The organism is Anaerolineales bacterium (genome assembly GCA_003105035.1).
In the GTDB taxonomy this organism is placed as follows: Bacteria; Chloroflexota; Anaerolineae; order Anaerolineales; family UBA4823; genus FEB-25.
Window position 1 is genome coordinate 109,229 of the sequence record PQAL01000037.1, and the last position, 11,938, is coordinate 121,166.

The 11,938-nt window shown below is 51.2% G+C and carries 12 protein-coding genes; 2 read left to right on the forward strand and 10 right to left on the reverse strand.

The genetic code is table 11. From position 1 onward, the window contains the following. Positions 1 to 11 precede the first annotated feature (11 nt). Together C3F13_16395 and C3F13_16400 are read left to right on the forward strand one after the other, a co-directional pair. The gene (locus C3F13_16395) at positions 12 to 1,373 is read left to right on the forward strand and encodes a hypothetical protein (GenBank protein ID PWB50531.1); all 1,362 of its coding nucleotides are present in this window, start codon (positions 12 to 14) and stop codon (positions 1,371 to 1,373) included. 87 nt (positions 1,374 to 1,460) lie between these two features. Next, positions 1,461 to 2,096, forward strand: coding sequence for a TetR family transcriptional regulator (locus tag C3F13_16400; GenBank protein PWB50532.1), 636 nt, complete (start codon positions 1,461 to 1,463; stop codon positions 2,094 to 2,096). 253 nt (positions 2,097 to 2,349) lie between these two features. Here the strand turns inward: C3F13_16400 and C3F13_16405 are convergent, their stop codons facing one another. From C3F13_16405 to C3F13_16450, 10 genes are all read right to left on the reverse strand, one after another. After that, positions 2,350 to 3,009: a cobalamin-binding protein gene (locus tag C3F13_16405; protein PWB50533.1), complete on the reverse strand. Its 660-nt coding sequence runs from the start codon at positions 3,007 to 3,009 to the stop codon at positions 2,350 to 2,352. Further along, positions 2,972 to 4,165 carry a hypothetical protein gene (locus C3F13_16410; GenBank protein ID PWB50534.1) on the reverse strand — a complete coding sequence of 398 codons (1,194 nt, stop codon included), beginning with the start codon at positions 4,163 to 4,165 and terminating at the stop codon, positions 2,972 to 2,974. The genes C3F13_16405 and C3F13_16410 overlap by 38 nt, the downstream gene beginning before the upstream one ends. Positions 4,166 to 4,806: 641 nt before the next feature. Beyond that, positions 4,807 to 5,031, reverse strand: a complete 225-nt coding sequence (locus tag C3F13_16415) for a hypothetical protein (GenBank protein ID PWB50535.1) — start codon at positions 5,029 to 5,031, stop codon at positions 4,807 to 4,809. A gap of 180 nt (positions 5,032 to 5,211) precedes the next feature. Beyond that, positions 5,212 to 5,901, reverse strand: a complete 690-nt coding sequence (locus C3F13_16420; GenBank protein ID PWB50536.1) for a hypothetical protein — start codon at positions 5,899 to 5,901, stop codon at positions 5,212 to 5,214. After that, on the reverse strand, positions 5,898 to 7,253 hold the full coding sequence (locus C3F13_16425; protein ID PWB50537.1) for a hypothetical protein: 1,356 nt from the start codon (positions 7,251 to 7,253) through the stop codon (positions 5,898 to 5,900). The genes C3F13_16420 and C3F13_16425 overlap by 4 nt, the downstream gene beginning before the upstream one ends. Then, positions 7,250 to 7,840 (reverse strand): hypothetical protein, encoded by a 591-nt coding sequence (locus C3F13_16430; protein PWB50538.1) that lies wholly within the window; start codon positions 7,838 to 7,840, stop codon positions 7,250 to 7,252. Before C3F13_16430 ends, C3F13_16425 begins: the two co-directional genes overlap by 4 nt. A gap of 292 nt (positions 7,841 to 8,132) precedes the next feature. Continuing rightward, a complete protein-coding gene (locus C3F13_16435; GenBank protein PWB50539.1) occupies positions 8,133 to 9,410 on the reverse strand; it encodes a hypothetical protein in 1,278 nt (425 codons plus the stop codon). Further along, positions 9,392 to 9,898: a hypothetical protein gene (locus C3F13_16440; GenBank protein ID PWB50540.1), complete on the reverse strand. Its 507-nt coding sequence runs from the start codon at positions 9,896 to 9,898 to the stop codon at positions 9,392 to 9,394. The genes C3F13_16435 and C3F13_16440 overlap by 19 nt, the downstream gene beginning before the upstream one ends. Continuing rightward, positions 9,891 to 10,391 carry a hypothetical protein gene (locus C3F13_16445; protein PWB50541.1) on the reverse strand — a complete coding sequence of 167 codons (501 nt, stop codon included), beginning with the start codon at positions 10,389 to 10,391 and terminating at the stop codon, positions 9,891 to 9,893. Before C3F13_16445 ends, C3F13_16440 begins: the two co-directional genes overlap by 8 nt. A 539-nt stretch (positions 10,392 to 10,930) precedes the next feature. Next, positions 10,931 to 11,929, reverse strand: coding sequence for an ATP-binding protein (locus tag C3F13_16450; GenBank protein ID PWB50542.1), 999 nt, complete (start codon positions 11,927 to 11,929; stop codon positions 10,931 to 10,933). Positions 11,930 to 11,938: the final 9 nt, after the last annotated feature.

An 11,938-nucleotide genomic window follows, 5' to 3' on the forward strand; every position in this document is an offset into this window, starting at 1 on the left:
GGGAATAAAAGATGTTAAATAAAACCATATTCAGACACACATTAAAGTCGAATCTGAAGATTTGGGCAGTCATTACATTTGTACTTATTTTGATGAATACAGTTCTAATAGGGGTATTTAATCCAAGTACAATTGCCAGCCTGACAGACCTAGTAAAAGGCACAGCACTTACCAACATTTTAGGCAATGCATCATTCATGGGGATGCTGTCTCAGACATTTTATTCTTTACAGGGTGTCATCCTTCTGCTTATTTACGTTATCGTCACTGCTGGTAGTTTAGTTGTAAGTCAGGTTGACAGCGGCTCTATGGCGTATATTTTAGCTACACCTATTAAACGAATGACCTTTGTCAGGACGCAAGCTGCATATTTGTTTTTAGCTCTTTTCACAATGATTTCGATTGTCACACTTACAGGGCTGGTGGCTATCCAGGTATTTCATGGCGGCGTGCTGAGCGGTAGTTACACCGAAGATATTGCTGCAATCAGCAAAAAACTAAACATCAATAAGGATGAATTGAACAGCAATTTATCCCTTATTCTAGAAAACGAAGAAGCGGTGAAAATTGGAGCCAATGAAAGAAAAGTAGATTCAGTCACATATGAAATGTATATAAAATTGAAAATGAATGAAAATGCTTACACCAAAGCGGCTGAAATTATGGGTGTAGACTCCAGTGAAATTGCAAACAGCCCTTCTATCATTGCTTCTAACCCAGCCGCACTTGAAAGCGCAGCCAAAATAATGGGTATGGATAAAGATACGTATAAGACGTATCTGGAAACCGTTGAATTACAACTGCCCAAAATAAAGGCTCTACAGGGCAGCTTTATTAAAGGTGTCTCAGCCGCAGCGGAAGTAATGGGCATCGAGAGTAGTGAAGTTCTAGCGGATTTAAGCCTGTTAGAGAGTAATCCGAACGCAGTAAATGCAGCAGTTTCCGCATCCGGTTTACCCAAAGATATGTTCTTTACCCTCGTTGATAATCAAATTAGCAGCAAACTTTTAGGGGAAGATAAAGGGATTCTTTTTGATATTAACACCTACATCATGTTAAACCTGGGGTTATTTTTACTGATGTTTGCAACTAGCGGAATATCATTCATGTTTTCATCCCTATTTAATTTATCAAAGAATTACATGGCATTAGGGGCAGGCATTCCATTAGCATTTTACTTATTCAAGATGATGGATCAGGTGAGTGATAGTCTGGATGTGATCAAGTATTTTACTTTGAATACCTTATTTGACACAAAAACCATATTAAATGGAAGTGGATATGGTTTAAGTTTCTTCGCCTTGTTTATTGTTGGAATTACGTTATATACGCTCGGTATGACTTTTTTCACGAGAAGAGATTTGCCGCTTTAATTGACATGATCATTATTACAATGTGTTTTTTCCCTTTGCCAGCAATATTTCCTGATGCGTCGTGAGATGGCTTGAGATAGCGCAGCGATGAAGGGAGAAACGATCGTGACTGAAAACCATTCCGTTGACCGGCGCATCGCGCGTACCAGGCTTGCCATTCGCGACGCGCTAGTCGCTTTGATCAAAGGAAAAGGATTTGATGCTTTAACCGTGAAGGATATTGTGGATCGGGCCAATATCAACCGGGGTACATTTTACCTGCACTACAATGACAAATTAGACCTGCTCGAGCAGACCGAGACTGAAATTCTCCAAGATTTACAGCATATCTTCCTACAAGCCAATTCGATTCATGTTGAGGATTTCAACGGAACTGATCAACTTCAGGGACTGGTTGTCACCCTGCTAGAATATGTGAAAGAACGGGCAGAACTGATGCATGCCATCCTTGGTTTACAAGGTGATTATTCATTCATCACCAGGGTACGCAGGTTGATGGAACAAAATTTGAAACTGGGTGCTTTGTCAGGATTAAAAACGGAGAATTTTTCCGTCCCGCAGGAATACCTGATTGCCTACCTGCTCCATGCACACCTGGGCGTGCTGCAATCTTGGCTGGTGTCAGGGTGCAAGGAATCACCCCAGGAAATGGTGCGTATTCTATTCCGGTTATCATTTGATGGGCCAATTCGCGCTACCGGTTATGGTGCCAACAAATCGTAACCTGTTCTCAAATTGTTTGACCCGCTCCCCTTTCAACTAACGATCATTATGGCAATATAAAAATGGCGCACAAGTTTGCTTTAACATAAAAAGTCCGCCCCCAGATTTGGGGTCGGGTGTCGTTATTAGGGGGTTATTTCCCACAGATATGGGGTGGGCAAGGGAGGTCACCACCACCCGCAAATCAGGCCGTACAATTTCGCGTATCAACTGGGTCGCCACTTGCTCAAGATCTTTACTCATATACTCCTGTTTACAGTAGTGAGTGCACCAGGGTCACTGCCTGAGCCGCGTCATTCCCGTAGGTGTCGGCTCCAATATCCTCGGCATACTTCTTGGAGACAGGTCCACCCCCGATGATTACCTTCACCTTATCCCTCAGCTCCTGATTCTTCAACTCCTTGATCACGTCCTCCATGCCCAGCATGGTGGTCGTCAGCAGCGCTGACATGCCCAGCACCTGAGGTCGGTAGTCACGGACCGCCTTGATAAAAGCCTCTGTCGAAACATCCGTGCCGATATCCACCACAGTGAAGCCGGCGCTCTGCAGCATAAAGCCCACCAGGTTCTTGCCGATGTCATGCACATCTCCATGCACCGTGCCAAGCACGATCGTGCCTTGCGAGATTCGGTCGCCTGCCGAGAGGCGGGGAGCCAGGATGGCCATGCCGGCTTTGAACGCATCGGCCGCACCAATCAACTCCGGCAGAAAGTACTCGCCCGCTTCAAAGTGGTCCCCGCAGCTCTTCAGGCCTGCCATCATCGCCTCCAGCAGCTCCTTGGGGCTTTCGCCAGCAGCCAGGGCCGCGTTGAGCATATCCTCAATGTCGTACAGGTTGCCTTCTTCCACACCCTTGACGATTGCTGTATTCATCCTAGTACCTCCCGTACTTTTCCACGAGCTGGAAAACATAGTTAGCCTTTTCAACGCTGGCTCCCGGTGGCACTGAAGCAATTGAGACCATCAGGTTCACCCGGGTTTGTGCCGCCATCCTGCAGATGCGCTGCACCGTGGCATCCAGCTGGCTCTCAGTGGCATCGCGCAGGTACTTGCCATGCACCATATACATGTAGCTCTGCTTATGCTTTTTGGCCATCTCTAGCATGGGTTGGTCATACTCTGGCAAGGTGATGCCCTCCGGCGTCTGCGGGAAGATGTAATTGCTGAACACTCCAAACCCCTTGCTGAGCACCGGGTCTTCCATATTCTGCGCGGTCTCTTGGGGCGTGGGTACTTGATAGCCGAGGCCCACCTTCTTCCCCAGCGCCTCCCATGCTCGTACCCGATAGGGGTGCACGTATTTAAAATAGTCATCCCGGCTCATGATCGGCTTGGCTGCGTACTGGTCGACCAATGCTGAGCCCATCAGAGATAACCCGTTCTCCTCCGCCAGCTGGAAGAAGCGGATGGACAGTTTTGTGGTCAACTCCATGATGGCTGGATAGACATCGGGATTCCCAAAGCGCCTGATCTTGTCTCTGGTCGCCTGATCCTTAGCTTGCGTGTAATCCTTGTAGAGGCGTAGGTCTGTGGGCAGCTCCCGGTCACCGCGCAGCAGCATAGCCAGGTCCCAGGGTCCATCCATCATCACCATGACGAGCGCATCCGGGTAACGGCGTTGCGCTTCCTTGTTGATGTCAAAGACCATCTTCAGGTAGCCAGAGGCCTGCTGGGGTATCTCAATCTTATCGATATCCTCCTGTTTCTTGATGGGATAATCGATCGGGTAGGGCACGCGCCGCTTCTCAATCTTGAACACTGTGCCGAACTCAGCGGGTCCTACACACATCAGCCCCAGCCAATAGGGCACTGCCACCACGTCAGCATGGATACGCTGGCGAACAAGTCCAAACAGCTCCAGGTTGGCATCCACGCTCTTCGACAGCATCTCATAGTCGAACTTGGGGTCGATCAAATCTGGCTCGATATTGGTGGCGGCGAGGAATGTGGCTGCCCGGTCAGCCAGCGTGACAGCTGAAACCATGAACCGCTCCATACCCGTCAACGTGCCCAGGTGTAGCTTGTGTTTCGCCAGGGCTTTGCCCATCGTTACCATCATGTTTGCCATATCGTCCTCCTATTTATTTTATTTATGTTTCTACGGCGGTCGCTGTTGCTAATTATATAACCAAGAATCACACCGCGGGGCTTTTACCTGGACAATATCAGGTGGTAGTGGCGCATGTTGAGATGAGCGGTGCTTGCGTAAGCTGCCGGATCAGGGGTACCTAATCCCCGATTGAGCTCACATTTAAAAGCGAATAGTAATATTAAGGCTAGGCCGATATTTTTCACTAGGGTATCTTTGGATCAGTAAAATGGCGCACAAATGGCGCACAAGTTTGCTTCAACATAAAAAGGCTACCCCACATATGGGGTCGGAGGTCATTTTTCGTTTTTTTTCCACATTTAGGGGTGGGTAAAGGGGCTCGAACTTCCCAATCATGGAACGGATGGGACTTCGCTCATCCACTTGATCCATCGAAATGTGCTGACCATTGAACCATAGACACCATGATGATATACCTTTTTTAGATAGTGGGCTACTAATCACATTCAGCCCCATCTAGCAGCCAGTCGTTAATTTTTAAAAGTGTTGAAGAAAGCTTTGATTATTCTTGAGCTGATTAGGAATACATCAAAACATGACATCGTTTCTAGGAATTTCAGGCGCGCCCATGCCGCGCCTGAAGCTGTTTTTCAAGAGACTTACTCGTGTTCCTGCATGGGAGGCGGGGAAGCTCGTTTTCCGGGATGGATGTTGATCGTGAGCGAAGACCGGCGGCTTTCTTCCAGGTGTTGGAAGAAGCGCTCGACGTTTTCCAGGGTCTTCAGCGAGGTGAAGATACCCATGGCCAGCGTCAATACTGCTGCCACGCCCATGATCCCAACCACGACCGGCAAAGCCAGCTTTCCAAGCGTGTAGATGTCCATTCTTCCTCCGTGTAGTAAATATGCCAACGTGTGGGGATTGGTTTCCAACGTACGGTTGTCTATCCGACGTTGGTGTCGCTCGCGGCATCCGGAGGAGGCGCAGAGCAACACATACCAAGAAGGAAATGTCTCCACTTCTCATCCAGGCATGTGCAGCCCTGCTGGAGCGACGGATATTCTTCATCTCGACACTCGCATTCTCAGAGCACGCAGCATGTCCTGCGCGCTGGCCAGGGGATTGACGATGGACATCGGGTTGATAAAGACCTGCTGCACCAGCATCGAAAAATAACCCAGCGGTACTACCAGCCACAAAGCCCACAACAGGATGGTGGTCACGTTGCCGCGTGTGCTGGCGATTAGCGTAGCGGCGCTCTCCGAGGAGCCGACCAAGGCTGCCCACTGCTCCGCTGTGAGATGGCTGGTATACCCAAGGTAGATGCGACTGCCGATGACTGCCAGGGCATACATGGCAATGCCGGCCTTGACGTACCACAGCAAGTTGAAACGCTGTGAAGATAATGTCAGCACTGCCATCAACCCAGCTGCCCACATGGCGGTTCCGATCCAGGGCACCGGCGCAGCCATGCTCCATTGGGCGATCAACCAGGCGATCAGCACAATCCCGGTCATGATTTGGGCGGTGCGAGGTGTCGGCCCGTTGGATGCGAGTTCCTCATGCCGGGAGGGCCGGAAGCCGGCTCTGGCCTGGACCTGGACATCAGGCAGCAGAATGATCGACAGGGCGCAAGCCAGGCTGACCAGGGCTGCCGAGTGCGCCGCCAGCCAGTACAGGATGACCAGCACGCCGTTTGCCAGGTAAATAGGCAGGTCGGTCAGCAGGACGCCAAGCTGGTCCAGCATGGTCATGGGACGCCTGCCGGCAGCAAGGTGACCAGGGTGACGTAGATCTGGGCCGTGTTTTGGACAAATAGCATCCTGGGTTGGGTGATCGGGATGGTGACGCCCTTCCAGGTGAAGCTCGTCCCGGCTGTGTATACATACATTCTCAGGTCGAAGGTGCCTGGGTCAGCGAAAGGAACGTTGGTGATAAGGACCTCGGCTGAACAGACTTGGTCATCACTGCATCCACCGGTTGGCTGTGCCATGCCTGGCACCAAGTTGAACTGTGGATTGTGGACGTATGCTTCGTAATATTTCCCAGCCAGGTCGTTCACGATCCAAGCCTGGCTGTCCGGATTGAGCTGGGCGCTCGCCTGGAGAGAGGTAATATTCTCCGGGAGAATTTCGGTATGCTTCACACAGTGAATCTCTCCATCCACGAACTGATACGCAGGATTATCTTCCATCCACGTTTCCCAGTCATTTCCGTACTGGCTCCCTGGACCGGGGCAGCCATCGCCGTTGCCAGATGGATCAGCTTCACAGGTGGGCGGATCCTGCACCTGCTCGTACCAGGTCAGCACCACTGGCGGAATGATAACCGAAGCCTGGATGTCCGCTCCGCGTTTAGCCGGGTCCTGCCCGACTACCAGGGGATGATCCGGGGCGATTTTCTGGATGGCCAGGGTGGGCGGGTTCTGAGTGATGGTAGCTTCCGGGCAAATCGAGGGATTCGGCAGGCAGTTACCTTCAGGGCATGGAGGCAAGAGCCCTTCGCATCCGCCTGGGATGTTAACGCAGTTGGCCACACCGTTGAGGTAGAGCAGCAGGGCATTAACCAGGAAACCACTGTCCCATGACATTTTGATGAGCTCGCCCAGGAAGTTAAAGTTGATGATCGACCAGATATTTTCCTTGCCGTCGATGACTGCCTGGAAGAACTGGCTGGGGTCGATGTAACCCTGGCTTGCAAGATCAGCAAGCTGCTCGGGGGTGAGCGAATTGCCGATTAGCAGCATCAGGATCGACACGCCATTGCCCAACATGCTCTCGGCATCGTTAAGACCGCTCTCCTCGGGGTGCAAGGCCATGAAGAACAGGGTGACTGGTTCAGGAAGGACCAGGACGTTCCCACTGGGCATCTGATAGCGGTGGAAAGTGGCATTCTGATGCACCACCATCCCACCAGGCAAGGTGATATCCATCCAGTTGGCGGGTTCGCTGGTCACGCCAAGATCTACTAGATTATTCCACTGGACGTTTCCGTCCGGGTTGAGGATTTCAGACCATGGCGAACCGTCATCTGCCCGAACCGCTGCGACTGGAGTGATGAGGGACGCAAGAAATGTAATCAAGAACAGGAGACGAATTGCCTTCATGGTTGGCCTGCCTTATTCTCGAGGGCATTCGCTTCGTCCTCGGTAAGGAAGCGCTCGAACTTCCAAACCCCGTTTTCACGCACTACCAATGCCAGCGCCGGGAAGCTGGTCAGGGGCGTCTCTTGCGCAGGCCAAGGCTCAGAAAGTTGGATGGCCAGCTTCCAGACCTGCTGAGGAACATCGACCAGAGGGTTGACCTGGTCGAGCACTTTCTCCTGCGCCGACACCTTGACCGATGTGCTTGTTTTGCCTGATTCCAACTGCGGCCACAAGGCCGGAACGAAGACGTTCTGATCCATGGTGCAACCGATATTTGTGCTAACTGCGCACAACTGGTCGAGCCAAGCCTGCTTTCCCATCTGGTAATCCACGCTGTAGAAAGCTTGCGCCCCTGCCACAGCAGCTGCTTGAGCCGGCAGATCTGCGTCCGGCGTTGAGAGTGAAGCAGCCGCGACAGGTTGTTGAGCTGCCTGCCGACTGGGTAGAAGTCGCCATAAGGTATAGATGCCAAAGGCCACTGCAGCCAGCAGGATTATGGCAAGGAAAAAGGTGAACAACTTCTTTTTTGAGATTGTGATTTCATTCATGCCAATATCTCCTCCAACATTGCGAATTAAAAACACCACATGTGCGTATACCTTCTGGCAGACGCTACGTGTGGTGATTGGATTTCCAACGGTGGCCGGTTGGTCAGGTTGACCCTTCCGGCGGAGGCCATCTCGCACGCGGGCAGGATGGCAGTGATTCTCAATTCAAGAAGTGGTACAAACCTCCCTTAAGTCGTTACCCCGGTTCGTACCAGGTACAAACCCGGTTTGAACCAGGGGGTTCGTACCAGAAGGGAGGAGTTCATACCAGGGGGTTCATACCAGCCTCCCCTCATGAAAAAGACCGGTTTAGGCGAACGTCCAGCCAGATTCCGCCGTCTGCAGCGCGTTTGCCAGCTTGAAGATCCGCCAGGTTAGTCATACAGCACTGGCCAGCTTGTCGACCCAGGCTGAAGTTGATCTCGCTGCGAATGCTGCGCATACAAGACCGGTTGTCACAGAACACGTAGATCTCCCCGCCGCTAGCCTGCAGCTCATTGCGCCACTTAGCCTGGCGCTGCTCGTGATTTTTGTTGGCTTCCACCTCAACCTCGACGTAGAGGGTTTTCCCATTGGGGTCGATTGCCACGATGTCTGGCTTGAACAGGCTGCCATCCGGCAGGTGAATATCAGGTGGGAATGAATTGACCTGGTACTCCGCTTCACACAACACGTCGGCAGCCTGCAGGTTGAGCAAGGTGTGCTCGGGAGAAATGTGACGCGTTAGCAGCGCATCGTATTCGTTTTGAACTGGGTCGGTGCCCGCCAACAACCAGTAGGCCAGGCGACCGTGTGCAGATAACCGCAGCAAATCGGGTGTGCGCCCGCCTGTCTTGGCGCCGCTGTTATCCCAGGGGCGAAAGAACTCGATCAATTGCAGCCCCTCCAAGCGGTTGAACAGGGATTGCAGGCTTCCTCCAGCTTTGCGAATTCCCAACCGTTCCGCCGCCTGCAGTTCGATGAGGGGCCTGCGAGCCAAGCCTGTCTCCCCCAGCAGGCGCAGGACGGTGGCGTCACGCATGAAGGTTTCCGCTTTACGCCATGAAATCATCCAGTCCGGTTCAGGAGCGCCTTCCTTCCGGGGTGATTCTTCTGAAATTTGTCCGTTCGGAGCCGGAACAGGTTTTTGCACCTGCGAAGCAGAGACTTGTTGAAGCGCGGCAAGCTGGTTGTTCAACCCGTCGCGTTCCTCTCTCAGGTTTCGTGCTTCAGAAGCCAGGTGACGATTCTCCTCCCGCATCCGGTCAATTTCACCCTGGATGGTCAAAAGCTGGTTTTTTAATGCTCGCAAATCCTCGCTATTCCCGGTTCCATTAGTCACTTCCTGAGCCTTGCGCAAGTGAGAATTAATTTGCTGATTGATGAGTTGCCCCAGCTCGTCGACCTTCAGGCTGTCCAGGGGTTGACTACTTTTCAACCGCTGCTCGACCTCTTCGGGAGCGAAGGATTCCAGCAGCGAAACCAATATCCGCTGCGCCTGCTGCCAGCGACTTTCAGCCTGCTGGCGCAGATCGGCCTGCACCCCCAGAAGCTGGCGGAGCTGATCCACGGTTATCTCATCGCCAGCCATTTGCTTTCCCTAAAGGTATTCAATTGTAACCGGGCTTGCGCCAGGCTATTTTCGGCATTCGTGCGGTAGGATTCCTGCGGCAGGCTCACCCAACGCAGGGCCAGCCGCGCCGCTTCGAGGTAGGCAGAGGCTGTACCGGCTGCTACTTCTCGCAGACCTTCCAGGGCTGGTGGGGCAGTCTGCACGTCGACCTCCTGGGTAATGCGCAGGGCATGTTCAAAGGCAGCCTGCGCTTGCCGGGACTGGGTAAAGAGATCGGTGTTTTGCCCTGCCAGAAGGGTGGCTATCTCGCCATCCAGCAGTTGCATTCCGTCAGTTGCACTGTTCATCGATCGACGGTATTCTTCCACGGCTTTCACTTCGGGCAGGAGCAGGAGAGGCCTCCCCTGTGCATCACGCGGCGAGGACAATGCGCCCAGCAATATTAGGAACAGCGCCAGAGGAAGCAGTAACCAGCTCCAGGAGAGGCGAAGGGTGTGGTCATCCACCGGCTGCCTCCTCCCTGGAAATTACATCCTCTGGTATGGCAATGGCCAGGTCGTCCAGCTGTGGGGTGTCATCCAAAACGGCATCTGCTCTTCCTCCGCCATCACGATCTTTTCCATTGTGAGAAGGGCGGAGCAAGCCGCGGTTCACCAGATCCTGGCGGACGCGGGCGCCGGTTTCCCATTCGATGTTGCGCAAGAACTCGACTTCTTCAGCCACGATCTCGAAAACCATCTTTCCCTCGCGAGTGGTACGCTGCTGGATGTGGCCGATCACCCCCAGCCGGCTGCCCTTGCGCACGTGCCCGTAAACCAGCTCGGCCAGCGGGCCGTATACGCACACGCGCAGCCCCTTGACTGCTGCCGACCCGACCACGCCTTTGATCATCAGGTACAGGCGAAGATATTGGACATCCTTCGAATCCAAATGAAAGTTATCGTAATAAATGTCGCCGGTAATATCGCCTTTGATCCAGGTCAGGTTGTTCCTAGTCACGCCGTATTACTCCTTGGTGGATATAGTTCGTGTGGTGCGTGTATGATGATTTTAGAAGAATTGGGGGGTGAAGGCGAGAGGTGTATGTCCCGTTGAGGTGGGGCAATTATCCCGTTGTGGGAGGGATATTTGTCCCGTTATATGGTTATTACTTGCTCTGGCTTCTTAATATTCTACAATTAACTAAGTTCTGAGTTTTATCAGATAGTAATGTTTCCTGGTATTGGCAGGCTAAATATCAGCGACCTCACCCCTGACGCGCTGATCCAGCTAGCATACAAGCTCCAACCAGGTAATTAATATTACTGCTGTAGGATGCGGTTCGTCTCGTGGATAACACGATCCCGGGATGGGATATACGGTATTTGCCCTTGCAGGCGCGGATAGACGGAGCTTGGTGAATGTCTGCTGACGGCGGTGCGGGCATGAACAAAATTTAAGAGCAGAAAAAAAACTCGATGCGAGGAAAAAGCCCGAAAACGCTGCAGAATCCCAGCCGTCCAATGCTCACATTGTTAGCCTGTGCATTTATTGTGCTCTCATGCATTACGGTCGTCAATGATCCTAATATCCGATACAGCTACTTGTCCCTCGCTGACTGGAGCGTTGTCAACATGTGTTGACCATTTAATTAACAGCCCATCAAGGTCAACTTTTTCAAAGTCTCCGCGCAATATTATCTCCCATGTGCGAGATAGCCCCGGCAAAATAGGATCGTATCTTGATGGTCCATACTTAGGAATGGATAAGTATATATTGCTTTCGACATCCACAACGTCCCGAACTGTGTTGTCCTCATAATACTCGTAATATTTTTGACCTTCTTCCACTATCATTTCCTCGTTTTCATGCTTGATTTGCTCAATTGTCAACTCATGCAGAAGAGGAAGTGGTATCGATATAAATGTATTGACGAACTGGGCATATATTCCGCCTGTATTGCGAGCAGTAACCTTTAGAACACAACTTGTTTCTATATGTTGTTTATTTTCAAATTGGCTGAAATAGCGTTTGGTTGCAAGTTCAATCTTGAAATCCAAACCAATCTTTGGATATTGCTTTCTTCCCATCGTGTCCCGTATTTCGTAATCTTCCATGGGAACAGCCTGAAAATTAAAACGCTTGTAGTATCTCCAATCAGTTGCCTGATGTGCAGTAGTGCTTTGGGGTATTTCTACGACATAGGCTACGTGATTTAGCGCCGAGTCTAGTTGTATAGGATAAATTAGCAAGCCATCTATTCGTGGACGGATATTGTTTATAACTTGCTCTAACCATTCTTTGGAAATTTTATCTTGTTCAATTGGATCTATTTTTTCTGGGAGATGCTTTTTATCTGGCGATCCATATTCTTTGACCCCATAAATAATCCTTCCACCCGACGAATTTGCCATTGCAGAAACGTCTTTGGTAATTTCTCTCATTTTTCCATCGCTCTTCCCAAGTGCCTCGGCAGCTTTATATTCCAGAACGAGACTTTCTTGAATTTCAATATCAATGTACTGTTGAACTGCTTGTTGATTCCATAGATCAGTCATTACTCACCT

Coding starts and splice junctions, on each gene's coding strand:
- C3F13_16395 (PWB50531.1), top strand. CDS start 12: ATGTTAAATAAAACCATATTCAGACACACATTAAAGTCGAATCTGAAG.
- C3F13_16400 (PWB50532.1), top strand. CDS start 1,461: ATGAAGGGAGAAACGATCGTGACTGAAAACCATTCCGTTGACCGGCGC.
- C3F13_16405 (PWB50533.1), bottom strand. CDS start 3,009: ATGTTTTCCAGCTCGTGGAAAAGTACGGGAGGTACTAGGATGAATACA.
- C3F13_16410 (PWB50534.1), bottom strand. CDS start 4,165: ATGGCAAACATGATGGTAACGATGGGCAAAGCCCTGGCGAAACACAAG.
- C3F13_16415 (PWB50535.1), bottom strand. CDS start 5,031: ATGGACATCTACACGCTTGGAAAGCTGGCTTTGCCGGTCGTGGTTGGG.
- C3F13_16420 (PWB50536.1), bottom strand. CDS start 5,901: ATGACCATGCTGGACCAGCTTGGCGTCCTGCTGACCGACCTGCCTATT.
- C3F13_16425 (PWB50537.1), bottom strand. CDS start 7,253: ATGAAGGCAATTCGTCTCCTGTTCTTGATTACATTTCTTGCGTCCCTC.
- C3F13_16430 (PWB50538.1), bottom strand. CDS start 7,840: ATGAATGAAATCACAATCTCAAAAAAGAAGTTGTTCACCTTTTTCCTT.
- C3F13_16435 (PWB50539.1), bottom strand. CDS start 9,410: ATGGCTGGCGATGAGATAACCGTGGATCAGCTCCGCCAGCTTCTGGGG.
- C3F13_16450 (PWB50542.1), bottom strand. CDS start 11,929: ATGACTGATCTATGGAATCAACAAGCAGTTCAACAGTACATTGATATT.